This is a genomic window from Streptomyces sp. NPDC034043, assembly GCF_055575675.1.
Window position 1 is genome coordinate 388,759 of the sequence record NZ_JBVISF010000007.1, and the last position, 24,635, is coordinate 413,393.

Annotated in this window: 13 protein-coding genes, 1 tRNA gene and 1 rRNA gene; 5 read left to right on the plus strand and 10 right to left on the minus strand. The window is 72.6% G+C overall.

The window, feature by feature from the left end:
* The 4 genes from ACZ51S_RS20060 (at position 1) to ACZ51S_RS20075 (ending at position 7,182) form a co-directional block, all read left to right on the plus strand.
* The gene (locus tag ACZ51S_RS20060; RefSeq protein ID WP_468961584.1) at positions 1–4,593 is read left to right on the plus strand and encodes an ATP-dependent helicase; all 4,593 of its coding nucleotides are present in this window, start codon (positions 1–3) and stop codon (positions 4,591–4,593) included.
* Between the two features lie 167 nt (positions 4,594–4,760).
* On the plus strand, positions 4,761–5,465 hold the full coding sequence (locus ACZ51S_RS20065; RefSeq protein WP_468961586.1) for a hypothetical protein: 705 nt from the start codon (positions 4,761–4,763) through the stop codon (positions 5,463–5,465).
* 101 nt (positions 5,466–5,566) lie between these two features.
* Positions 5,567–6,379, plus strand: a complete 813-nt coding sequence (locus ACZ51S_RS20070; protein WP_468479725.1) for an Fpg/Nei family DNA glycosylase — start codon at positions 5,567–5,569, stop codon at positions 6,377–6,379.
* A 32-nt stretch (positions 6,380–6,411) separates the two neighbouring features.
* Complete coding sequence (locus ACZ51S_RS20075; protein WP_468802857.1) at positions 6,412–7,182, plus strand: SDR family NAD(P)-dependent oxidoreductase; 771 nt, start codon at positions 6,412–6,414, stop codon at positions 7,180–7,182.
* Between the two features lie 419 nt (positions 7,183–7,601).
* On the opposite strand, the gene ACZ51S_RS20080 is transcribed toward ACZ51S_RS20075, so the two are convergent.
* The 8 genes from ACZ51S_RS20080 to ACZ51S_RS20115 form a co-directional block, all read right to left on the minus strand.
* Positions 7,602–7,982, minus strand: coding sequence for a helix-turn-helix domain-containing protein (locus ACZ51S_RS20080; RefSeq protein WP_112451800.1), 381 nt, complete (start codon positions 7,980–7,982; stop codon positions 7,602–7,604).
* Between the two features lie 109 nt (positions 7,983–8,091).
* Entirely contained in the window at positions 8,092–8,592 is a 501-nt protein-coding gene (locus ACZ51S_RS20085; protein WP_468479724.1) for a CinA family protein, read from the minus strand.
* 65 nt (positions 8,593–8,657) lie between these two features.
* Entirely contained in the window at positions 8,658–9,314 is a 657-nt protein-coding gene (gene pgsA / locus ACZ51S_RS20090) for a CDP-diacylglycerol--glycerol-3-phosphate 3-phosphatidyltransferase (RefSeq protein WP_388938153.1), read from the minus strand.
* On the minus strand, positions 9,311–10,816 hold the full coding sequence (gene rimO, locus ACZ51S_RS20095; protein ID WP_468479723.1) for a 30S ribosomal protein S12 methylthiotransferase RimO: 1,506 nt from the start codon (positions 10,814–10,816) through the stop codon (positions 9,311–9,313). The genes pgsA and rimO overlap by 4 nt, the downstream gene beginning before the upstream one ends.
* 124 nt (positions 10,817–10,940) lie before the next feature.
* Positions 10,941–11,843 (minus strand): helix-turn-helix domain-containing protein, encoded by a 903-nt coding sequence (locus ACZ51S_RS20100; RefSeq protein ID WP_388938150.1) that lies wholly within the window; start codon positions 11,841–11,843, stop codon positions 10,941–10,943.
* Positions 11,844–12,149: 306 nt separating this feature from the next.
* Positions 12,150–14,942, minus strand: a complete 2,793-nt coding sequence (locus tag ACZ51S_RS20105; RefSeq protein ID WP_468479722.1) for an FtsK/SpoIIIE family DNA translocase — start codon at positions 14,940–14,942, stop codon at positions 12,150–12,152.
* Positions 14,943–15,120: 178 nt separating this feature from the next.
* Entirely contained in the window at positions 15,121–15,801 is a 681-nt protein-coding gene (locus ACZ51S_RS20110; protein WP_125818620.1) for a response regulator, read from the minus strand.
* A gap of 235 nt (positions 15,802–16,036) precedes the next feature.
* Positions 16,037–21,538 (minus strand): HAMP domain-containing protein, encoded by a 5,502-nt coding sequence (locus ACZ51S_RS20115; RefSeq protein WP_468802858.1) that lies wholly within the window; start codon positions 21,536–21,538, stop codon positions 16,037–16,039.
* Between the two features lie 226 nt (positions 21,539–21,764).
* Between ACZ51S_RS20115 and ACZ51S_RS20120 the strand changes: the two genes are divergently transcribed.
* Positions 21,765–24,287 (plus strand): SpoIIE family protein phosphatase, encoded by a 2,523-nt coding sequence (locus tag ACZ51S_RS20120; protein WP_468480177.1) that lies wholly within the window; start codon positions 21,765–21,767, stop codon positions 24,285–24,287.
* Positions 24,288–24,464: 177 nt separating this feature from the next.
* Here the strand turns inward: ACZ51S_RS20120 and ACZ51S_RS20125 are convergent.
* Positions 24,465–24,537: transfer RNA gene (locus ACZ51S_RS20125), tRNA-Thr, on the minus strand.
* 5 nt (positions 24,538–24,542) lie between these two features.
* Positions 24,543–24,635, minus strand: a 5S ribosomal RNA gene (gene rrf, locus ACZ51S_RS20130); the annotation flags it as partial.

Here is a 24,635-nt window from a genome sequence, read left to right on the forward strand (position 1 = left end):
ATGGCAGGCGCTGCGCTCGACTCGTTCTCCCCCGCGACCCGCTCGTGGTTCACGGGGGCCTTCCGTACGCCCACGGCCGCCCAGGAGGGCGCGTGGCGGGCCATCGGGGAGGGTTCGGACGTCCTGGTCGTGGCGCCGACCGGTTCCGGCAAGACCCTGGCCGCCTTCCTCGCCGCCCTGGACCGGCTCGCCTCGCAGCCGCCTCCCGCCGAGGCGCGCAAGCGCTGCCGGGTGCTGTACGTGTCCCCGCTGAAGGCCCTGGCGGTCGACGTGGAGCGCAATCTGCGCAGCCCGCTGACGGGGATCCGGCAGGAGTCGGCCCGCCTCGGCCTGCCGGAGCCGGACATCCGGGTGGGGATCCGCTCGGGGGACACCCCGGCCGCCGAGCGACGGGCGCTGGCGACCCGGCCGCCGGACATCCTGATCACCACTCCGGAGTCGCTGTTCCTGATGCTGACCTCGGCGGCGCGGGAGGCGCTGGCGGGGGTGGAGACGGTGATCCTGGACGAGGTGCACGCGGTCGCCGGGACCAAGCGCGGCGCCCACCTGGCGCTGTCCCTGGAGCGGCTGGACGAGCTGCTGCCCCGTCCGGCCCGCCGGATCGGGCTGTCGGCGACGGTCCGGCCCGTGGAGGAGGTGGCCCGTTACCTCGCGCCGCGGGGCAGGGTGGAGATCGTGCAGCCGCCGTCCACGAAGGAGTTCGACCTGTCGGTGGTCGTCCCGGTCGAGGACATGGGGGAGCTGGGGGGCTCCCCGGCGACCGAGGGCCGGGAGGGCGGCGACAAGCCGTCGATCTGGCCCCATGTGGAGGAGCGGATCGCGGACCTGGTGCAGGCCCACCGCTCGACGATCGTGTTCGCCAACTCGCGCCGTCTCGCGGAGCGCCTGTGCAACCGGCTCAACGAGATCGCCCACGAGCGCGCGACGGGCACGCCACTCGCCGAGGGTGCGCCGCCCCCGGCCGAGGTCATGGCCCAGTCGGGTGCGGCCCTGGGTGCCCCTCCGCTGCTGGCCCGCGCCCACCACGGTTCGGTGTCCAAGGAGCAGCGTGCGCTGGTCGAGGAGGACCTGAAGGCGGGGCGGCTGCCCGCCGTGGTGGCCACCTCCAGCCTGGAGCTGGGCATCGACATGGGCGCCGTGGACCTGGTGGTGCAGGTGGAGTCGCCGCCGTCGGTGGCGTCGGGGCTCCAGCGCGTGGGCCGCGCCGGGCACCAGGTGGGCGCGGTCTCCACCGGTGTGGTCTTCCCGAAGTACCGGGGCGACCTGGTCCAGGCCGCCGTGGTGACCGAGCGGATGCGGACCGGGGCGATCGAGTCGCTGCGGATCCCCTCCAACCCGCTGGACGTGCTCGCCCAGCAGCTGGTGGCGATGACCGCGATGGACACCTGGCAGCTGGACGAGCTGCTCGCGCTGGTGCGGCGGGCGGCGCCCTTCGCGGCGCTGCCCGAGTCGGCGTTCACGTCGGTGCTGGACATGCTGGCGGGCCGTTATCCCTCGGACGCGTTCGCGGAGCTGAGGCCCCGGGTGGTGTGGGACCGGGTGGCGGGGACGATCACCGGCCGGCCCGGCGCGCAGCGCCTCGCGGTGACCTCCGGCGGCACGATCCCGGACCGGGGCCTGTTCGGGGTGTTCCTCGCGGGCGCCGACCCGAAGAAGGGCGGGGGCCGGGTCGGCGAGCTGGACGAGGAGATGGTCTACGAGTCCCGCGTGGGCGACGTGTTCACCCTGGGCACCACCTCCTGGCGGATCGAGGACATCACCCGCGACCGGGTCCTGGTCACGCCCGCCCCCGGGGTGCCGGGCCGGCTGCCGTTCTGGAAGGGCGACCAGCTGGGCCGGCCCCTCGAACTGGGGCGTGCGGTGGGCGCGTTCCTGCGGGAGCTCGGCGCGCTCTCCGACGAGGACGCCCGGCTGCGGCTGCTGGCGGCCGGCCTGGACGGCTGGGCCGCGGGCAATGTGCTGGCGTACCTGGCGGAGCAGCGGGAGGCCTGCGGGCACGTGCCGGACGACCGGACCATCCTGGTGGAACGGTTCCGGGACGAGCTCGGCGACTGGCGGGTCGTCGTCCACTCCCCCTTCGGCGCCCAGGTGCACGCCCCGTGGGCGCTGGCGCTGGGTGCCCGCCTCGCGGAGAAGTACGGCATGGACGCCCAAGTGATGCACGCCGACGACGGGATCGTGCTGCGCCTGCCCGATGCCGACCTGCTCTCCATGGACCTGCTGGACCACGACCCGGCCCGGCCGGCGCCCTTCGAGTTCGATGACGAACAGGCCCCGCTGGGCGCGGCCGACGTCACCTTCGACCGGGCCGAGGTCTCCGGGATCGTCACCGAACAGGTGGGCGGCTCGGCCCTGTTCGCCTCCCGGTTCCGCGAGTGCGCGGCGCGTGCCCTGCTGCTGCCCCGCCGCAGTCCCGGCAAGCGCACCCCGCTGTGGCAGCAGCGCCAGCGCGCCTCCCAACTGCTCCAGGTGGCCTCGGAGTTCGGCTCCTTCCCGATCGTGCTGGAAGCCGTACGCGAATGCCTCCAGGACGTGTTCGACGTACCGGGCCTGGCCGAACTGATGGGGGACATCGAGGCCCGCCGGGTCCGCCTGGTCGAGGTCACCACTCCCGAGCCCTCGCCGTTCGCCCGCTCGCTCCTGTTCGGTTACGTCGCCCAGTTCCTGTACGAGGGCGACTCGCCGCTGGCCGAGCGGCGGGCGGCGGCGCTCTCGCTGGACTCGCGGCTGCTGGCGGAGCTGCTGGGCCAGGCGGAGCTGCGGGAGCTGCTCGACGCGGAGGTCCTGGAGGAGCTGGAGCGGGAGCTCCAGTGGCTGACGGAGGACCGGCGCGCCAAGGACGCCGAGTCGGTGGCGGACCTGCTGCGGCTGCTGGGCCCGCTGACGGATGCCGAGCTGGCCGCGCGCGGGGCGGAGCCCGCCTGGCCACGGGCGCTGGAGGCGGCCCGGCGGGCCATCCGGGTGCGGATCGGCGGCGCGGAGCACTGGGCGGCGATCGAGGACGCGGGCCGGCTGCGGGACGCGCTGGGCACGGCCCTGCCGGTCGGGGTGCCGGAGGCCTTCACCGAGCCCGTCAAGGATCCGCTGGGCGATCTCCTGGCCCGGTACGCGCGCACCCACGGGCCCTTCACCACGGCCGCGGTGGCCGCCCGGCTGGGCCTGGGCGCGGCGGTGACCGAGGGCGCCCTGCACCGGCTCGCCGCGGCGGGCCGGGTGGTCCAGGGCGAGTTCCATCCGGCGGGCATCGGCCAGGAGTGGTGCGACGCGACGGTGCTGCGCAGGCTGCGGCGGCGTTCGCTGGCCGCGCTGCGCCATGAGCTGGAGCCGGTCCCGCCGGCCTCCCTGGCCACGTTCCTGCCCCAGTGGCAGCACCTGGGCGGGGCCCTGCGCGGGATCGACGGCCTGGCCCGGGCCGTGGAGCAGCTCCAGGGGGCACCGGTGCCGGCCTCGGCGCTGGAGCGGCTGGTCCTGCCCTCGCGGGTGGCGGGGTATTCGCCGACGCTGCTGGACGAGCTGACCACCACCGGGGAGGTGGTGTGGGCGGGTGCGGGGGCCCTGCCGGGCAAGGACGGCTGGGTCTCCCTGTACCTGGCGGAGTCCGCTCCGCTGCTGCTCCCCGAGCCGCATCCGCTGGAGCTGGGGCCGCTGCACCAGGCGGTGCTGGAGAGCCTCTCGGGCGGGTACGGCCTGTTCTTCCGCCAGATCACCCAGTCGGTCCGCGCCCGCCACCCGGAGGCCTCCGACCTGGAGCTGTCCGAGGTGCTCTGGGACCTGGCCTGGTCGGGCCGGCTGACGAACGACACCCTGGCCCCCCTGCGTTCCCTGCTGGGCTCGGGCCGCACGGCGGGGGCGACCGCGCACCGGGCCCGGCGTACGGTGCCGCGCGGCCGGTACGGCAGCCTGGGCGCCACGGTGTCCCGTACGGGCCCGCCCACGGTCTCGGGCCGCTGGTCCCTGCTGCCCGCGCCGGCCCCGGACCCGACCCACCGTGCCCACGCCCTGGCGCGCACGCTGCTGGACCGGCACGGGGTGGTGACCCGGGGGGCCGTGGCGGCGGAGGGCGTCGAGGGCGGCTTCAGCGCGGTCTACCGGGTGCTGTCGGCGTTCGAGGACAGCGGCCAGGCCCGCCGGGGGTACGTGGTGGAGGGGCTGGGCGCGGCCCAGTTCGCGATGGACGGCGCGGTGGACCGGCTCCGCGCGGCCGAGAAGAACCCTCCCCCGCTGGCGGCGGTGGTGCTGGCCGCCGCCGATCCGGCGAACGCGTACGGGGCGGCCCTGCCGTGGCCCGAGCCTCCGGCGGGCGCCACGCACAAGCCGGGCCGCAAGGCGGGGTCCCTGGTGGTCCTGGTCGACGGCGAGCTGACCCTGTACCTGGAGCGCGGCGGCAAGACTCTGCTGGCGTGGCCGGATCCCGGGGATCCGCGGCTGGCGGCGGCCACGGAGGCGCTGGTCGCGGGCTCGCGCGCGGGCACCCTGCCGGCGCTGACGGTGGAGCGGATCAACGCGGCGGCGGCGCTGACCTCCCCGCTGGGCCCGGCCCTGGAGGCGGCCGGTTTCCACGCCACCCCGAGGGGGCTGCGGCTGCGCAGCTGAGGCGGCGGTCCGGTCTCGGCCCGGACACGTATGTCTTGGGCATGTCACGAAACGGCTGCCAGCCGCTCCGCAAGGGCCTCTGAGCTGGCCCAGCCGCTTATCCGTGGCTTATCAAGGGTGCTCACAGGCACCGCGCTCGGCGGTGCGCATCCATGGGGGACCAGACAGTGAGCACCAACACCATGCGCAGAAGCACCCTCGCCGCGGCCGGCCTCGCCGTGGCCGGAGCCCTCGTCCTGACCGGCTGCCAGGACGGCGACGAGGAGATCCCGGCGGCTCCGGCCGCACCGTCCGCCGGCTCGTCGGCCCAGCCGAGCGCCCCGGCGGCGCCCAGCTCCCCGGCGGCCGGTTACGACGGCTCGGCGAGCGCTTCACCGGCCCCGGGCGGTTCCGGCGGCGGCGCCGTGGCGAAGTCCGGCCAGACCTTCAAGATCGGCGAGACGGCCACCGTGCCGTTCAGCTACGGCAGCAACAAGGGCGGCCAGCTCGCCCTCACCGTCGCCTCGATCGAGCAGGGCGACCCGGCCGACCTGGAGCCGCTCAAGCTCGGCGACAAGGCCAAGGGCCTGGTGCCCTACTACATCCGCTACACGGTCAAGAACACCGGCACGACGGACCTCTCGTACTCCTCGGTCGGCCACATCAAGGGCCTGCTCGGCGACGGCAGCGAGGCGCAGGGCGTCTCGGTCATCGGCAAGTTCGACAAGTGCAAGGACAACTCGCTGCCGAAGGGCTTCACCAACGGCCAGTCGCAGACCAACTGCGTGATCGCCCTGGCGCCGGCCGCGGCCAAGGTCTCCGGCGCCGAGTACTGGGGCAACCCGTACAACAACCTGAGCAGCCCGCCGCAGAAGAGCCTCACCTGGAAGTGACGGGCGGCCCACCGGGCCCTCCCGCCTCCTGATGCCCGGACCCCCCGCGCGGCGACCCCGCCCGGGGGGTTCCGCGCGTTCCCAGGCCCGACAATGGCCCCATGCCCGAAGGAGACAGCGTCCACCGCGCGGCGGCCCGTCTGCACGCCGCCCTCGCGGGCAAGCCCCTCACCCACGCCGACCTGCGCGTGCCCCGCTTCGCCACCGCCGACCTCACCGGGCGCACCACCCTCGGCGTCACCCCGCGGGGCAAGCACCTCCTCGCCCGCCTCGAAGGCGGCCTCACCCTCCACAGCCACCTCGGGATGGACGGCACCTGGAACCTCTTCGGCCCCGGCGAGAAGTGGCGCGGCGGACCCGCCTTCGAGATCCGGGCCGTACTGGCCACCGCCGACGCCACCGCGGTCGGCTACCGGCTCCCCGTACTGGAACTGCTGCGCACCGCCGACGAGGCCCGTGCCGTGGGCCACCTGGGCCCCGACCTGCTCGGCCCCGACTGGGACCGAACCCGGGCCGCCGCCAACCTCCTCGCGGACCCCGGCCGCCCCCTCGGCGAGGCCCTGCTCGACCAGCGCAACCTGGCGGGCATCGGCAACATCTACAAGTGCGAGCTCTGCTTCCTGGCCCAGGTCACGCCCTGGACCCCGGTAGGCGCGCTCCCCGACCCCGAAACCACCCTCCCCCGCATCGCGGCCGCCGCCCAGCGCCTCCTGGCGGCCAACGCCGGCCACGGAGGCTCCCGCAACACCACCGGCATCCGCCGCCCCGGCCGGGAGCTCTTCGTCTACGGACGCGCCCGCCGCCCCTGCCTGCGCTGCGGCACCCCGGTGCGCGAGGCCCCGCAGGACGGCCGGCCCACGTACTGGTGCCCGGGCTGCCAGAGCGGACCGGTTCCGGAGCGCCCCGGCCGTTGACGGTCCGTCAGATACGCTCGTACCGTCCTGGCATGCCCACACCGACCGACCCGTACGACCTCACCGGCCGCACCGCGCTCGTCACGGGAGCCGCCAGCGGCATAGGCCGCGCCACCGCCCTCCTCCTCGCCCGGGCCGGAGCCGCCGTCCACTGCGCCGACCGCGACGAGCGGGGCCTCACCGGGACCGCCTCCCTGATCTCCGAGGACGGGGGCGCCGCCACCGTCCACCCCCTCGACGTGACCGACCGGGCCGCCCTGCGCACCGCCGTCGCCGCCGCCGGGCCGCTCGACGTCGTCGCCGCCATCGCCGGGGTCATGCACACCAGCAGCGTCCTGGAGACCACCGACGAGGACCTCGACCGGATCCTGGACGTCAACTTCAAGGGAGTGCTGCGCACCTGCCAGGAGGCCGTCCGCGCCATGATCTCCGCCGGCCGCCCCGGGTCGGTCGTCACCATGGCCTCCGGCGCCGTGGACGCCGCCCGGCCGGGCCTGCTCTGCTACAGCGCCGCCAAGGCCGCCGTGGTGCAGCTGACCCGGACTCTGGCCACCGAATGCGGCCCGCACGGGATCCGCGTCAACGCCGTCGCCCCGGGCTGGATCCGCACCCCCATGACCGGCCGCCACGGCCCCGAGGCGCAGCGGCGGACCGAGACCGCCATGGCCCGCATCTCGCCGCTGCGCCGGGTCGGGGAACCGGAGGACGTCGCCCAGGCCGTGCTCTACCTCGCCTGCGACGCCTCGTCCTTCATGACGGGCCAGATCCTGCGCCCGAACGGCGGGGTGTCGATGCCCTGGTAGCGCCCGCCCCGGACCGCGCCCGGCCGGCCCCGCGCACGGGTGCGGGCACGCAGTGCACCGGCAGCAGCCCCAGGCCCCAGCCCCCGACCGCCATCGCGCCCTCCACCGGGCCCGCCTCGGCCGGCGACAGCGCGAGCCTCAGTACGGCCCACCACCACAGCGCCGCCACCACCAGGGCGAGGAGCACCGGGACAGGTATGCGCAGCAACCGCCGCACGGCCACCTCCCAGGGGGCAGTTCCCCGACGGGCCCATCCTCCCGCACCCTCCCCCCGCCCGCACCCAGAACGCCCGCCCGCAGCCCCGCAAGGACTCCCAAGGGCTCCGGGGACCCGCGCACCCCCGGAACGGCAAAGAGCCCCGGCCGGTGCTCGACGCACCATCCGGGGCTCCCGCCACGCACACGTACCAACGGCACGCTCAAGCGGCTACGACGTTCACCGCTTCCACGGGTGCCTTGATGGTCACCCGCTCCGGCCCGCCCGTGACCGAGGCCACGGAGACCGAATTGAGCATCGGGCGCACCGGTGCCGACACCGGTTCGCTTGCGGCGGCCGACTGCGCAAGCTCCGCCAGCGACAGCTCGTCACTGACTTCGCGCATCAGCTCGGACATCCGTACGTCCAGCGCGTCGCAGATCGCGGAGAGCAGCTCGGAGGATGCCTCCTTCTGCCCCCGCTCCACCTCGGAGAGATAGCCGAGCGAAACTCGGGCGGACGAGGAGACTTCGCGCAGAGTACGGCCCTGGCGCTGGCGCTGCCGACGCAGCACGTCACCCAGCAGGCGACGGAGCAGAATCATCGGTGGCTCCCTCCTCTGACCGTGTAGCCGTAACCTTCACGCCCCACCGTACCGCCTCGCGCCGCGGCCGTGCGGGGAGCGATGTCGTGTTCACTCAGGGCTGCAAACATCAAATCCCCCCGTTCTGTTCCGTATCCTGCCCCCGCGGATTCTCGCGGAGTTCGCTCGAGAGGAGTTCGAGCACTGTCCGTGCGCTCTCCCTACGGATTTCCGCACGGGAGCCGTTCAACCGCAGCCGGACCGTTTTCCTGCCCGCCGGGCCCGCCACGGCGATGAAAACGGTGCCCACCGGCTGCCCGTCCTGGGGGTCGGGTCCGGCCACTCCGGTCGTCGCGATCCCCCACGAGGCACCCAGCACCCGCCGCACTCCGGCGGCCATCTCCTCCGCGACCTGCGCGTTCACCGCGCCTTCGGCCGCGAGCAGCTCCGCGTCCACCCCGAGGACGCGGTGCTTCAGTTCCGTGGCGTACGCCGTCACCGAGCCGCGGAAGGCGCGCGAGGCCCCCGGCACCGCCGTCAGCGCCGAAGCCACCATCCCGCCGGTCAGCGACTCCGCGACCGCCAGGGTCTGGTCACTCTCCGCAAGCAGCCGCAGCACGTCTTCGGCCACCGCCGCCGCTCCCCCGGCGCCTTCCGCCGGTTCCGCGGCCTCCGGCGCCTCCCCCGCCCCGTGTGTCACTTCGCGGTCCGCTCCGCCGCCAGACCCGCCCGGCGCAGCACCACGGCCTGCCGGATGTAATCCAAACCGGTGACGACGGTCAGCACCACGGCGACGGCCATCACCCAGAACCGCAGGGTCGCGAGCGGCCCGGTCAGCGCGAGGACGTACATGCCCACCGCCGTGCCCTGGGCCAGGGTCTTCAGCTTGCCGCCCCGGCTCGCCGGGATCACCCCGTACCGGATCACCCAGAACCGCATGAGCGTGATGCCGAGCTCGCGCCCGAGGATCACCCCGGTCACCCACCAGGGCAGCTCACCCAGCCACGAGAGACACACGAGCGCCGACCCCATGATCGCCTTGTCGGCGATGGGGTCGGCGATCTTCCCGAAGTCCGTGACCAGGTTGTACGTCCTCGCCAGGTGCCCGTCGAAGATGTCCGTGATCATGGCGACGGCGAAGGCCGCCCAGGCCAGCACCCGCCAGACGGGGTCGTAGCCCCCGTCGGCGAGCAGCAGCAGGACGAATCCCGGCACGAGGACGAGCCGGATCATCGTCAGGATGTTGGCGATGTTCCACAGGCTGGCCTGGTTGACGGCCGCAGTCCCGAGCTTCGTGCCGGGCGTGGGCCGACGGCCGGTCCCGCCCGCCGCCGATGCCGGGACTCCGGTCATCCGGCCGCCTCCTCGAGTTCCACGCCCAGGGGCTCGGCGACGAGGTCGACGCCCAGGGTCCCGACCACCTTGGCGGTGACGATGCGCCCGGGGACCAGGCCCGCGCCGTCGGTGAAGACGACCTGCCCGTCGGTCTCGGGGGCCTGGTGCGCGGCACGCCCGTAGGCGCCCTCGCCGTCCTCCGCCTCGTCGAGCGGGACGACCGTCTCCACGAGCACCTCGAGGGTCTCGCCGATCCGCTCCTCCGCGCGCTGCGAGGTCAGCTCCTCGGCGAGCCGCTGCATGTGCGCGAGCCGCTCGGCGATGGTGTCCTCGTCCAGCTTGCCGTCGTAGCCGGCGGCCTCGGTGCCGTCCTCGTCGGAGTAGCCGAAGACGCCGATGGCGTCGAGCCGCGCGTGCGTGAGGAAACGCTCCAGCTCGGCGAAGTCCGACTCCTTCTCACCGGGGAAGCCGACGATGAAGTTGGACCGCACGCCGGCCTGCGGGGCCTTGGAACGGATGGTGTCCAGCAGCTCCAGGAAGCGGTCGGTGTCGCCGAAGCGGCGCATGGCGCGCAGCACGTCGGGGGCCGAGTGCTGGAAGGACAGGTCGAAGTACGGCACGACCTTGGGGGTCGAGGTGAGGACGTCGATCAGTCCGGGCCGCATCTCGGCGGGCTGGAGGTAGCTGACGCGGACGCGCTCGATGCCGTCGACGGCGGCCAGCTCGGGCAGCAGGGTCTCCAGCAGGCGGATGTCGCCCAGGTCCTTGCCGTACGAGGTGTTGTTCTCGGAGACCAGCATGATCTCCTTGACGCCCTGCTCCGCGAGCCAGCGCGTCTCGCCCAGCACATCGCTGGGGCGGCGCGAGATGAAGGAGCCGCGGAAGGACGGAATGGCGCAGAAGGAACAGCGGCGGTCACAGCCGGAGGCGAGCTTCACGGAGGCGACCGGGCTCTTGTCCAGGCGGCGGCGCAGCGGCGCGCGCGGCCCGGAGGCGGGCGCGAGCCCGTCCGGCAGGTCGGCGGGGGCCGGCGCGGGCTCCTCGGGGGCCGCCTGCGCGTGGCCGGGCAGCGCCACGTCGGCGCTCTGGCGCTCGGCCGGGCTGATCGGCAGCAGCTGGCGCCGGTCGCGCGGGGTGTGCGCCTCGACGCTGCCACCGCTGAGGATGGTCTGGAGACGGTTGGAGATGTCGGCGTAGTCGTCGAAGCCGAGGACTCCGTCGGCCTCGGGAAGCGCTTCGGCGAGTTCCTTGCCGTAGCGCTCGGCCATGCAGCCGACGGCGACGACGGCCTGGGTCTTGCCGTGATCCTTGAGATCGTTGGCTTCCAGCAGGGCGTCTACGGAGTCCTTCTTGGCGGCTTCGACGAAGCCGCAGGTGTTGACGACGGCTACGTCCGCGTCGGCGGCGTCCTCGACGAGCTCCCAGCCATCCGCCGCCAAGCGGCCTGCGAGCTCCTCCGAGTCCACCTCGTTACGGGCGCAGCCAAGAGTGACAAGGGCGACGGTACGGCGTTCGGGCATGGACTCAAGACTACTTCGTCCCGGCGCCGACCCCCGCCCACGTCCCCCCACGACAAGATCCCCGGGGCCGGCGGCGGCCGCCGCGCGGGATCCCGGGGATCTGGAATTTCGCCTTCCGTGCTGGTCAGCCCGCCTGGGCCTGCCCCTGGCGCGGATCGTCCTTGGTGTAGGTGAGACGTTCGACCTGACCCGACTCGAACCTCTCCTTGATCTCCTTGCCGTTCACGAACAGCTTGACGGCTCCGGCGTCACCGAGGACGAGGTCGACGGACTCCTTGTCCGTGAAGGTCTTCGACTCGCCCTGCGTGAGGGTGCCGTCGAAGAGGAGCCGGCCGGTGCTGTCCTTCGCGGAGATCCAGCTCTCGCCGACGTCGGCCGTCAGGACGACGGTGACGACGCCCTTCGGAGCGACGGCGATGGCGCTGTCCTCCGGCTTGGGCGTGGTGGCCTGGGGGGTCGGGGCGGCCGGCTGCTTGCCCGCGGACTGCTTGGGCGCGGGCTTCGGGGAGGCGGAACCTTCCGCCAGCGGCCGCTTGGCCGACTCGTCGCCGCCGCCGAAGGCGGTGAAGCCCACGAAGCCGATGACCGCGACGATGGCGGCGACCATGGCGGCGGTCCAGTTGGGCCGCTGCCGCTCGGGGCGGATCCGCTCGGCTTCGAACATGGGCGCGGCGGGGGTGGGTGCCGGCCGGCCGCCGTGGGCCGCGTCGTACCTGTCGACCAGGGGTACCGGATCGAGGTGGACGGCGCGGGCGAGCGTACGGATGTGGCCGCGGGCGTACACGTCGCCGCCGCACCGCGTGAAGTCGTCCTCCTCGATCGCGTGCACGATCGGGATGCGCACGCGGGTGGTGGAACTGACCTCGTCGACGGTGAGCCCGGCGGCGATCCGGGCCTTCTTCAGGGCCGTCCCGATGGACGGCTCTTCGACGGAGCGCTCGACGATGCGGTCCTCGGACCGGTCCTCGGACCGGACGTCGGCCGAAGTCCGCTCTTCTTCGGGGGAGTTGGATTTGCCGATGGACACAAGGGCGCCTTTCGAGCGTGTAGCCACCTGCTGGATGTCCAGTCTAGGGGGGTGACGAAAGGGTGGGGCAACCGGAGGGGCCCCTTCCTACGCCATCCGAATGGCGACGGAAACCGGCCGCCTGTGCCTCCCTCAACTTGACGCACGCCCAGGGGAAACGGTTGCCGTCGGATCCGGTGACGATACGGCCACGATCCCATTCGGTCGGGTGAGACGGCCGGACCCCCGTTCTACCGGACCGCCCACGAGCCCCCCGACAGCGGGGTCCCCGGGGGGCTCGGGAAGCCCCCTGCGACTCCCGGTGTCCTACGGGGCCTCCTCGCCGCGGATGACGGCGAGCACCCCGTCGAGCTCGTCGGGCTTGACCAGCACGTCGCGCGCCTTGGAACCCTCGCTCGGCCCGACGACCCCCCGGGACTCCATCAGGTCCATGAGCCGCCCCGCCTTGGCGAAGCCCACCCGCAGCTTGCGCTGGAGCATCGAGGTGGAGCCGAACTGGGTGGAGACCACCAGCTCCGCCGCCTGGCACAGCAGGTCCAGGTCGTCGCCGATCTCCTCGTCGATCTCCTTCTTCTGCTTCTGCCCCACCGTGACGTCGTCCCGGAAGACGGGCGCCATCTGGTCCTTGCAGTGCTGGACGATCCCGGCGATCTCGTCCTCGGTGACGAAGGCGCCCTGGAGGCGGACCGGCTTGTTCGCGCCCATCGGCAGGAACAGTCCGTCACCCTTGCCGATCAGCTTCTCCGCGCCGGGCTGGTCCAGGATGACCCGGCTGTCCGCGAGGGAGGAGGTCGCGAAGGCCAGCCGCGAGGGCACGTTCGCCTTGATCAGACCGGTCACCACGTCCACCGAGGGCCGCTGGGTGGCGAGCACCAGGTGGATGCCCGCCGCACGGGCCAGCTGGGTGATGCGGACGATCGAGTCCTCTACGTCGCGCGGGGCCACCATCATCAGGTCCGCGAGCTCGTCGACGATCACCAGCAGGTACGGGTAGGGGCTGAGCTCCCGCTCGCTGCCCGGCGGCAGCTTGATCTTGCCGTCCCGGATGGCCTGGTTGAAGTCGTCGATGTGCCGGTAGCCGAAGGCGGCCAGGTCGTCGTAGCGCAGGTCCATCTCGCGCACGACCCACTGGAGGGCCTCCGCGGCCCGCTTGGGGTTGGTGATGATCGGCGTGATCAGGTGCGGGATGCCCTCGTACGCCGTCAGCTCCACCCGCTTCGGGTCGACCAGGACCATCCGGACGTCCTCCGGGGTGGCCCGCACCATGATCGAGGTGATCAGGCAGTTGATGCAGGAGGACTTGCCGGAGCCGGTGGCGCCCGCGACCAGCACGTGCGGCATCTTCGCGAGGTTGGCCATCACGTAGCCGCCCTCGACGTCCTTGCCGAGCGCGACCAGCATGGGGTGGTCGTCCTCCGCGGCGTCCGCGAGCCGCAGGACGTCGCCCAGGTTGACCATCTCGCGGTCGGTGTTCGGGATCTCGATGCCCACGGCCGACTTGCCCGGGATCGGGCTGATGATCCGTACGTCCGGGGAGGCCACGGCGTAGGCGATGTTCTTCGCCAGCGCCGTGATCCGCTCGACCTTCACCGCGGCGCCGAGCGTCACCTCGTAGCGCGTGACCGTCGGGCCCCGGGTGAAGCCGGTCACCTGCGCGTCCACCTTGAACTCGGTGAACACGTTCGTCAGCGCGGCCACCACCGTGTCGTTGGCGGCGCTGCGGGTCTTGCCGGGCCCGCCCTTCTCCAGCAGGTCCAGCGAGGGCAGCGCGTACGTGATGTCCCCGCGCAGCTGGAGCTGTTCGGCGCGCGGCGGCAGCGGCTGGGCCGCCGGCGGCGTCTTCGTCAGGTCCGGCACCGCCAGCGTCCCGGACGCCGCCGCGGTGCGCTCGTGCGGCGAGTCGGAGTCGTCCGCCGGAGCCGCAGCCGCAGCCGCGGCGGGAGCGGAAGCGGGGACGGGCCGCTCCTCCCGGGCGGGCGGCACCGGAGCGGTGACCTCCGCCCCCTCCCCCCGGGCGGCGATGCCCTGGGTGAGATCGGCGACCAGCGGGTTCGGCGGCAGCCCTCCGTAGACCACCCCGTCGAGCGCGGCCGCGGCCGCCGCGGCCACGTCGACGGCGTCCGGCTCCCGCTCGCCCGGCCGCGCGGCGCTCCGCCGGGGCCGGCGCCGCCGCGCCAGGGCCGCTTCCTCGGCCTCGTCCACCCCGCCACCGGTGCCGCCGGCGCGGGCCTGCCACTGTCCCGGGTCATGGCGGTCCTGCCGGTCGGGCCGCCCGGCGGCCTCGTGCTCCCCGTACCCCTCGTCGTACTCGTTGGGCTGGACGACCCCCAGCCGGATCCCCAGGCGGCGCAGCCGCTGCGGGATCGCGGCGACGGGGGTGGCGGTGACCACCAGCAGCCCGAAGACCGTCAGCAGCACCAGCATGGGCACGGCCAGCGGCGCCCCCATGGTGAAGATCAGCGGCTTGGAGGCACCCCAGCCGATCAGCCCGCCCGCGTTCTGCATGGCGGTGGTGCCCTCGTCCCGGCCGGGCGCCCCGCAGGCGATGTGGACCAGCCCGAGGACGCCGATGACGAGGGCGGACAGGCCGATCCCGATGCGCCCGTTGGCGTCGGTCTGCTCGGGGTGGCGGATGAGGCGTACCGCCATGACCCCCAGCAGGATCGGCACCAGCAGGTCCAGCCGCCCGAAGGCTCCGGTGACCAGCATCGTGACCAGGTCACCGACGGGCCCGCTCGGACTCGACCAGGTTCCGGCGGCGACGATCAGCGCGAGGGCGAGCAGCAGCAGCGCCACCCCGTCCTTGCGGTGGGCCGGATCCAGGTTCCTGGCCCCCCGGCCGAGCCCGCGGAAGAGCCCGCCGACCGCGTGCGCGACCGCGAGCCAGCACCAGCGGACCAGCCGCACCACTCCCCCGGTCGGCGTCGGCGCCGGCTTGGCGGCGGCCTTCTTCGCCGGGGGACGCCTGGCCGCGGCGGCCTTCTTCGCGGGGGGCTTACGCGGGGCCGCCTTCTTGGCCGGCTCCGTCGTACGGCCGGTGCGGCCCTTCGCGGTGCCCGCCGTGCTCTGGGAACCCTTGCCGGACGTACGTGAGGCCATGGGCCCGAGGTTACCCGGGCGCACGCCGGTGGACACGCGTGCCCACCCCTTCACCCGTTCGTGTCGCCCCGCCCGCGGGCGCTCTGACTCCGCGACAGAACTGACGGACACCCAGCGGGGCTTTCCGGCGGGCCGTTTCACCACCGGGCGGCGGGGCGGCGGCGGGCGGCCCGGCGCCTCAGCCCTGCGCGGGCAGGACCGCCGCTCCGCCACTGGCTCCGGGCTCCAGCGCGTCCAGCGCCCGCCGCAGCCCGGTCAGCTTCCGCTCCAGGTGGGCGGCCGTCGCCACCACCCCGGCGTCCGCCGAATCCTCGCCGAGCTGCTTGGTCAGCGCCTCGGCCTGTTCCTCGACCGCCGCCAGCCGCGCGGAGAGCTCGGCCAGCAGCCCGGCCGTCTCCCTGCCGCCGTCGCCGTTCGTGCCGCCGCCCTCCAGCTGGAGACGGAGCAGGGCCGCCTGCTCCCGCAGCTGGCAGTTCTTGGTGTAGAGCTCCACGAACACGGACACCTTGGCGCGCAGCACCCACGGGTCGAACGGCTTGGAGATGTAGTCCACCGCCCCCGCCGCGTAACCGCGGAAGGTGTGGTGCGGACCGTGGTTGATCGCGGTGAGGAAGATGATCGGGATGTCCCGGGTCCGTTCGCGCCGCTTGATGTGCGCGGCCGTTTCGAACCCGTCCATGCCCGGCATCTGGACATCCAGCAGGATGACCGCGAAATCGTCCGTCAGCAGCGCTTTGAGCGCTTCCTCCCCCGACGACGCCCGGACCAGTGTCTGATCGAGCGCGGAGAGGATGGCCTCCAGCGCCAGCAGATTCTCCGGCCGGTCGTCGACCAGGAGGATCTTGGCCTTCTGCACCATGCCCTGTCCTCCTCGCCCCGGCATGGGGCCTCCCCGGCTCCTGGCGCCGGCGTGCGCGCCGGGCCCCGCCCCAGAGGACGGCATCCTTGCGCCGTCCGTCCTTGTGCCGGTCATCGTAGCCCCAGTCCCGAGATCGCCACACCCTGTCACCAAGATGTCACTGTGCACGTAGCGGAAACGTGAGGAGAGGCCCAAAGGTTCCCCTCCCGGCCTCCCCCCGCGCCCCGCACTCCGATCAGTTTCCGCGCATGTGCTGTTCCATGACCGTCAGCAGGTAGTCGGGCTCGACCGGCTTCGTGACGTAGTCGGAAGCCCCGGAGTCGATGGCCTTCTCCCGGTCCCCCTTCATCGCCTTGGCCGTCAGCGCGATGATCGGCAGCCCCGCGAACTGCGGCATCCGCCGGATCGCCGAGGTCGTCGCGTACCCGTCCATCTCCGGCATCATGATGTCCATCAGCACCACCGCCACGTCGTCGTGCTGCTCCAGGACCTCGATGCCCTCCCGGCCGTTCTCCGCGTACAGCACCGCCAGCCCGTGCTGCTCCAGCACGCTCGTCAGCGCGAAGACGTTCCGCACGTCGTCGTCCACGATCAGCACCCGCTCACCGTGGAAGTCGTACGTACGGGGCGCCACCGGCAGCGGCTCCTCCACGTCCCAGGCGGCACCCTCGGGCTGCCCCGGCACCTCGGTGCGCGGCGCCGGGCCCGTCAGCGGCTTGCGCCTGCGCCGGAACAGCGCCGACGAACCCGGAGCGGCCGCCTCCGCCACCGGCAGCGCCTGCTGCGGCTGAGCCGCGCCCAGCGGCGCCGGCAGAGCCGCCGGCAGCGGCTGCGCGGCGAACGGCTCCTCCTCCGCCGCCCTGCGGTACTCCCCGCGCGCCCCGCCGGGCGTCGGCGGGGCGTACCCCTGCGGCGGCAGCTCGCTCGGGTGCAGCGGCAGGTACAGCGTGAAGGTCGACCCCCGCCCGGGCTCGCTGGCCGCGTGGATCTCCCCGCCCAGCAGCCGGGCGATCTCCCGGCTGATCGACAGCCCCAGGCCCGTACCGCCGTACTTGCGGCTGGTGGTGCCGTCGGCCTGCTTGAACGCCTCGAAGATCACCAGCATCTTGCTCGCCGCGATCCCGATCCCCGTGTCGGTCACGGAGAAGGCGATCAGGTCGGCGTCCGCGTCGCGCAGCGACCCCGCCTCCAGCAGCTGCTCCCGGATGGCCGTCGGCACGTCCGACCCGGCGGGCCGGATCACCAGCTCCACCGCCCCGTTGTCGGTGAACTTCACCGCGTTCGACAGCAGGTTGCGCAACACCTGGAGCAGCCGCTGCTCGTCGGTGTGCAGCGTCGCGGGCAGCTCCGGGGAGACCCGTACCGAGAAGTCCAGTCCCTTCTCCGCGGTCAGCGGCCGGAACGTGGCCTCCACGTAGTCCACGAGCTGGACCAGCGCGATCCGCGTCGGCGAGACGTCCATCTTCCCCGCCTCGACCTTCGACAGGTCGAGGATGTCGTTGATCAGCTGGAGCAGGTCCGAGCCCGCGCCGTGGATGGTCTCCGCGAACTCCACCTGCTTCGGCGAGAGGTTCTCGTCCGCGTTGTCGGCGAGCAGCTTCGCCAGGATCAGCAGCGAGTTGAGCGGGGTGCGCAGCTCGTGCGACATGTTCGCGAGGAACTCGCTCTTGTACCGCATCGAGACCGCCAGCTGCTCGGCCCGCTCCTCCAGCACCTGCCGGGCCTCCTCGATCTCGGTGTTCTTCACCTCGATGTCCCGGTTCTGCTGGGCCAGCAGCTCGGCCTTCTCCTCCAGTTCCGCGTTGGCGGCCTGGAGGGCCTTCTGCCGGTTCTCCAGTTCGTCGGAGCGCTCGCGCAGCTGCTCGGTCATCTCCTGCGACTGCTTGAGCAGCATCTCCGTCTTGGAGTTCACGGAGATGGTGTTGACGCTCGTACCGATCATCTCGGCGATCTGGCTCAGGAAGTCCTTCTGGATCTGCGTGAACCCCGTGAACGACGCCAGCTCGATGACGCCGAGCACCTTCCCCTCGAACAGCACCGGCAGCACGATCACGTGCGCCGGCGGCGCCTCGCCCAGCCCCGAGGAGATCTTCAGGTAGCCGGGCGGGGTGTTCTCGACGAGGATCGTCCGCTTCTCCTCGGCGACCGTGCCGATCAGTCCCTCGCCCGGACGGAAGGAGATGGGCATCTGGGCGCCCGCGTACGCGTAACTCCCGCGCATCCGCAGCTCGTACGAGCCCTCCGCGCCGCCGTCCGTCCCGATCTCGCTGGTCCCGCCCGCCGGTACGGCGAGGAAGAACGCCCCGTGCTGCGCGGAGACCACCGGAGTCAGCTCGCTCATGATCAGCGAGGCCACGTCGTCCAGGTCCCGGCGGCCCTGCATCAGGGCCGAGATCCGGGCGAGATTGCCCTTGAGCCAGTCCTGCTCCTTGTTGGCCAGGGTGGTGTCGCGCAGGTTCACGATCATCGTGTTGATGTTGTCCTGGAGCACCTGGATCTCGCCCGCCGCGTCCACGTCGACCTTCAGGCTCAGGTCGCCCCGGGTGACCGCGGTGGCCACGGCCGCGATCGCGCGCACCTGCCGGGTGAGGTTGCCGGCCATCTCGTTCACGGACTCGGTGAGGTCCCGCCAGGTGCCGTCCACGTCCCGCACCCGCGCCTGGCCGCCGAGGATGCCCTCGGTACCCACCTCGCGCGCCACCCGCGTCACCTGGTCGGCGAAGGAGGACAGCTGGTCGACCATCGTGTTGATGGTCGTCTTCAGCTCCAGGATCTCCCCCCGGGCATCGATGTCGATCTTCTTGGTCATGTCGCCCTTGGCGATGGCGGTCGTGACCATGGCGATCTGCCGCACCTGCCCGGTGAGGTTGGACGCCATGAAGTTCACCGAGTCGGTGAGGTCCTTCCACGTCCCGGAGACCCCGGGGACGTGCGCCTGGCCGCCCAGGCGGCCCTCCGTACCCACCTCACGCGCCACCCGCGTGACCTCGTCCGCGAAGGAGGACAGGGTCTTCACCATCGTGTTGACGGTGTCCGCGAGCTGCGCGACCTCGCCGCGCGCCTCGACGGTGACCTTCTTGGTCAGATCGCCGTTGGCGACGGCCGCCGACACCTGCGCGATCCCGCGCACCTGCGCCGTCAGGTTCCCGGCCATGGTGTTGACGTTGTCGCTGAGGTCCTTCCAGATGCCGGTGACGCCGCGCACCCGCGCCTGGCCGCCGAGGATGCCCTCGGTACCCACCTCGCGCGCCACCCGCGTCACCTGCTCCGCGAACGACGACAGCTGGTCCACCATCGTGTTGACCGTGGTGACCAGCTCCAGGATCTCGCCCTTGGCGTCGACCGTGATCTTCTTGGAGAGGTCGCCCATGGCGACGGCGGTGGTCACCTCGGCGATGTTGCGCACCTGCGAGGTCAGGTTGTTCGCCATGAAGTTGACGGACTGGGTGAGGTCCTTCCAGGTGCCCGAGACGCCCTTGACCTCGGCCTGACCGCCCAGGATGCCCTCGGTGCCCACCTCGCGGGCCACCCGCGTCACCTGCTCGGCGAAGTTCGACAGCTGGTCGACCATCGTGTTCAGGGTGTTCTTCAGCTCCAGGATCTCGCCCCGGGCGTCCACGTCGATCTTCTGTGACAGGTCGCCGCGCGCCACCGCCGTCGCGACCTGCGCGATGTTGCGGACCTGCGAGGTCAGGTTCCCGGCCATGCCGTTGACGGAGTCCGTCAGGTCACGCCACACCCCGGCCACGCCGGGCACCTGCGCCTGGCCGCCCAGGCGCCCCTCCGTACCCACGTCCCGGGCCACCCGGGTCACCTGCTCCGCGAAGGCGGAGAGCTGGTCGACCATCGTGTTGATGGTGTTCTTCAGCTCCAGGATCTCGCCCCGGGCGTCCACGTCGATCTTCTGCGACAGGTCGCCGCGCGCCACCGCCGTCGTCACCTGGGCGATCTGGCGCACCTGCGAGGTCAGGTTCCCGGCCATGAAGTTGACCGAGTCGGTGAGCTCCTTCCAGGTGCCGGAGACCCCCTCGACCCGGGCCTGGCCGCCGAGCCTGCCCTCCGTGCCCACGTCCCGCGCCATCCGCGTGACCTGGTCGGCGAAGGAGGACAGCTGGTCCACCATCGTGTTCACGGTGTTCTTCAGCTGGAGCATCTCGCCCGAGACGTCCACCGTGACCTTCTGGGACAGGTCGCCGTTGGCGACCGCCGTGGTCACCTGGGCGATGTTGCGCACCTGTCCGGTGAGGTTGCGGAAGGCGGTGTTCACCGAGTCGGTGAGGTCCTTCCAGGTCCCGGCCGCGCCCGGCACCTGCGCCTGCCCGCCCAGCTCACCCTCGACGCCGACCTCTCGGGCCACGCGCGTCACTTCGGCACCGAACGACTGGAGCTGGTCCACCATCGTGTTGACGGTGTTCTTCAACTCCAGCATCTCCCCGGCCACGTCGACCGTGACCTTCTGCGACAGGTCGCCGTTGGCCACGGCGGTCGTCACCTGGGCGATGTCCCGCACCTGCGTGGTGAGGTTGCGGAAGACCGTGTTCACCGAGTCGGTGAGGTCCTTCCACGTGCCGGCCGCCCCCGGCACCTGCGCCTGCCCGCCGAGGAGGCCCTTCGCGCCGACCTCACTGGCCACGCGCGTGACCTCGTCCGCGAAGGTCCGCAGGGTCTCCGTCATCTGATTGATCGTTTCGGCCAGCTGCGCGACCTCGCCGCGCGCGCTGACCCGCACCTTCTGCGACAGGTCGCCGTTCGCGACGGCCGTCGTCACCTGCGCGATCCCCCGCACCTGCGCGGTCAGGTTCCCCGCCATCGTGTTGACGGAGTCCGTCAGGTCCTTCCACACGCCGGCGACCCCGGGCACCTTCGCCTGGCCGCCCAGCTCGCCCTCCGTACCCACCTCCCGGGCGACCCGCGTCACCTCGGAGGAGAACGAGGACAGCTGGTCCACCATGGTGTTCACGGTGTTCTTCAGCTGGAGCATCTCGCCGGCCACGTGCACCGTGACCTTGCGCGACAAATCGCCCTTGGCGACCGCCGTCGTCACGAGGGCGATGTCACGCACCTGCGCGGTGAGCCGGTACGCCATCGTGTTGACGGAGTCGGTCAGGTCCTTCCAGGAACCGGACATCCCCCGCACCTGGGCCTGACCGCCCAGCTTGCCCTCCGTACCGACCTCCAGCGCCACCCGCGTCACCTCGTCGGTGAACGCCGACAGCTGGTCGACCAGGTTGTTGACCGTACGCCCGACCTTCAGGAACTCTCCGCGCAGCGGATGCCCCACCCCGTCCGACGTCTGCGTCCGCAGGTCCATCCGCTGGTCCAGGTCACCCTCGGCCACCGCCGACAGCACCCGGCCCACTTCGGACACCGGCCGGGCCAGATCGTCCACCAGCTGGTTCGACGCGTCGATCGCGGCCGCCCAGGAGCCCTCGCAGGCCCCCGTCTCCAGCCGCTCGCTCAGCTTGCCCTCGCGGCCCACCGTCCGCCGGACCCGGGACAGCTCCCCGGTCAAGTGCAGATTGCGGTCGGCGACCTCGTTGTAGACGGCGGCGATCTCCGCCATCACGCCCTCGCCGGACACCGTCAGCCGCTTGCGGAAATTCCCGTCCCGCATCGACACCAGGGCCGTGAGCAGGCGGTTCAGAGCGGCGGTATCGACTTCCGTCGTCCCGTTCCGCCGGGCCCGTCCCCCCTTGGGGCGCGTTCCCGTACGCCGCACCGCTGCGCCAGACTCCACCGTGTCCCTCCCGAAAGGGTCGACCGCTGTTCCACCGGACGCCGACCGTCCAAGAGCCGGCTCTCCAAGCCTGCCCAGTGTTTCACCCTGGCCGAACCCGGCGATAACACTTCGGCACCATCGCACACCCGCCGCACCCTCCGGGTGGAATCCCGTACGACGGCTCCTGGCACCCGCGAAGGTAAGTAACCTGGCATCCGATGTCCCACCGCGTCGAAGGAGACTTGTGATCACGGCACGGGCGGCTGCCAGTTTCGACCCTCAAGGGCGGTCGGTCGCCGCCGCCCGCGCGTTCGTGCGCGACACCCTGCAGGGCTGGGGCTTCGCGGACATCGTCGACGACGCGGTCGTGCTGACCAGCGAGCTCGTGACCAATGCCGTGGTCCACGCCGGAACCAGGGCCGAGGTCCTGTGCCTGCGCGCCGAGGGCGGCGTACGCGTCGAGGTCGGCGACCGCTACCCCGAGCGCGAGCTGCCGCTGCGGCACCCCGGCGAGCGCCCGTACGCCGATCCCGACCGCGAGAGCGGCCGCGGGCTGATGCTGTGCGCCGCCCTGGCCACCCGCTGGGGCGTCGAGTACACCGCCACCCACAAACACGTGTGGTTCCGCCTCGACCTCCCGGACCGGCCGGTCGGTACCCGCTCCGCGGGCCCCGTCGTACCGGACCAGTTCCTGCCCCTGACCGACAGCCGGGTCCGCGTCGCCGTGCTCCAGATCGACGCCACCGACGCCATCTCCGCCTGGAACGAGGACGCCGAGCACATCTTCGGCTACCCCGCCGAGAAGGCCGTCGGCCGTCCCCTCGCCGAGATCGCCGCCTGGCCCCAGACCCCCGGCACCGGCACCGGCGTCGCCGAGGCCCTGCGCCTGTCCCGCTGGGAGGGCAGCTACGGCATCCGCGGCGCCGACGGCCGTGTCATCCCCGTCTACGCCTCCCACCTGCGGGTCCGCGACGCCCACGGCGAGCCCTCCATCGTCTGCCTCCTCGTGCACGACGACGAGCGCGCCCTGCTCCAGACCCCCGTACGCGTCCCCTCCTCCGACGGCCAGCACGGCGACCCCCGCCCCGCCGACCCCTTCGAGGTCTTCATCGGCTCCCCGGCCCCCGACGACCTCGACGGACTGCTCCAGCGCACCGTCGAACGGGCCCGTGACATGCTCGACGCCGACGCCGCCTTCCTGCTGCTGGCCACGGACGACGAGACCGAGCTCGAGGTGCGCGCCACCACGGGCCTGCCCTCCACCCGCCAGCGCTTCGCCCGCGTCCCCGTCGAGGCCGGCACGAGCCGCTACGGCTCGGCCCGCCTGCCCGCCGTCCACGACGACCTCGCCGTGGTGCCCGGAGCCGTACCGCTGCTGGAGTCCACCGGCATGCGCTCCGTCGTCACCGTCCCCCTCAAGGTCGAGGGCCGCCTCACCGGCTCCCTCGGCGTCGCGGCGGAGGGCCCCGGCCGGTACACCAACGAAGAGGCCCTGCGCCTCCAATTCGCCGCCGACCGCATCGCCCTCGCCGTCGAGTCCGCCCGCCTCGGCGAGCTGGAACGGCTGCGCCGCGGCTCGCTCTCCTTCCTCGTCGAGGCCTCCGACCTGCTCGCCGGCACCCTCGACCGGGACCAGACCCTGGCCCTCATGGCCCAGATGACCGTCCCGACGCTCGCCACCTGGTGCGCCGTCTACACCATCGCCGATCCGGCCTCGGACCCGTACCTCGCCTACGTCCTGCACGAGGACGAGGAGCGCATCGACGGCCTGAAGGCGCTGCTCTCCCGCGTCAGCCCGCCCGAGCCGGTCCGTGAGGCCGGTGCCCGCCCCTGGCCTGCGGCGACCGCCGCCGTCGGCGGAGAGACCGTCGTCCTGCCGCTCCTCGCCCGCAACCGGGTGATCGGCATGCTGACCCTCGGCAAGCCCACCGGGGAGCACTTCCGCCAGGAGATCCTCGAACTCGCCGACGACCTCTCCCGCAGGGCCGCCCTCGCCCTCGACAACGCCCGCCTCTACTCCGAGCGCACCGCCATCAGCCGTTCCCTCCAGCGCAGCCTGCTGCCGCCCGGCTCCCCTGCCATCCCCGGCATGGAGGTCGAGGTGATCTACCGCGCCGCCGGCGAGGGCAACGAGGTGGGCGGCGACTTCTACGACGTCTTCCCGATCCGCGACGGCGCGTACGGCTTCGCCATCGGAGACGTCTGCGGTACGGGCCCCGAGGCGGCGGCGGTGACCGGCCTCGCCCGCCACGCCCTGCGCCTCCTGGCCCGCGAAGGCCTCGGCGGGCCCGCGGTGCTGGAGCGGCTCAACGCGGCCATCCTCGACGAGGGCGCACGGAGCCGCTTCCTCACCCTCCTCTACGGGGAACTCCACCCCCAGCCCGACGGCGGCGCCCTGATGAAGGTCGTCTGCGCGGGCCACCCCCTGCCGCTGCGCCTGCGCCCGGACGGCGAGGTCACCGCGGCGGCGGAGCCGCAGCCGCTGCTCGGCGTGATCGACGACCTCGATCTCTACGAGCAGACCCTGACGCTGGAACCGGGTGACGTCCTGCTCTGCGTCACGGACGGCGTCACCGAACGCCGTGAGGGCACCCGGATGCTCGGTGACGACGGCCTCGCCGAGGTCCTCACCACCTGCACCGGCCTCACGGCGGGCGCCGTTGCCTCCCGGGTCCTGCGCGCGGTCGAGCGCTTCGCCGCCGAACCGGCCTCGGACGACATGGCGATCCTCGCCTTCCGGGTCCCCCAGCAGCGCGAGGGTTCCTGAGCCCTTCCCCTTCCGGGCGAGCGGGACGCCGGTAAAGAGCGGCTGCCCCGTCCTCCCGCCCGTGCACCCAGGCAGCGGCCGTGCCCTCCCGCACGACCTCATGGGCTGTCGCGCCGCAGGTCAGACCAGAACGCAAAAAAGGCCCCCGCCATGAGGCGGGGGCCTTTTTCAAGTCAGAGCCCTTTAACGGAATCGAACCGTTGACCTTCTCCTTACCATGGAGACGCTCTACCGACTGAGCTAAAAGGGCGGGTTGTTCGGCGGCGTCCTACTCTCCCACAGGGTCCCCCCTGCAGTACCATCGGCGCTGAAAGGCTTAGCTTCCGGGTTCGGAATGTAACCGGGCGT

What these genes read in the sequence shown, in the direction of transcription:
- ACZ51S_RS20075 (WP_468802857.1), top strand. Translation starts at nt 6,412, where the DNA reads ATGCCCACACCGACCGACCCGTACGACCTCACCGGCCGCACCGCGCTC.
- ACZ51S_RS20110 (WP_125818620.1), bottom strand. Translation starts at nt 15,801, where the DNA reads ATGGTGCAGAAGGCCAAGATCCTCCTGGTCGACGACCGGCCGGAGAAT.
- ACZ51S_RS20070 (WP_468479725.1), top strand. Translation starts at nt 5,567, where the DNA reads ATGCCCGAAGGAGACAGCGTCCACCGCGCGGCGGCCCGTCTGCACGCC.
- ACZ51S_RS20080 (WP_112451800.1), bottom strand. Translation starts at nt 7,982, where the DNA reads ATGATTCTGCTCCGTCGCCTGCTGGGTGACGTGCTGCGTCGGCAGCGC.
- ACZ51S_RS20105 (WP_468479722.1), bottom strand. Translation starts at nt 14,942, where the DNA reads ATGGCCTCACGTACGTCCGGCAAGGGTTCCCAGAGCACGGCGGGCACC.
- rimO (WP_468479723.1), bottom strand. Translation starts at nt 10,816, where the DNA reads ATGCCCGAACGCCGTACCGTCGCCCTTGTCACTCTTGGCTGCGCCCGT.
- ACZ51S_RS20060 (WP_468961584.1), top strand. Translation starts at nt 1, where the DNA reads ATGGCAGGCGCTGCGCTCGACTCGTTCTCCCCCGCGACCCGCTCGTGG.
- pgsA (WP_388938153.1), bottom strand. Translation starts at nt 9,314, where the DNA reads ATGACCGGAGTCCCGGCATCGGCGGCGGGCGGGACCGGCCGTCGGCCC.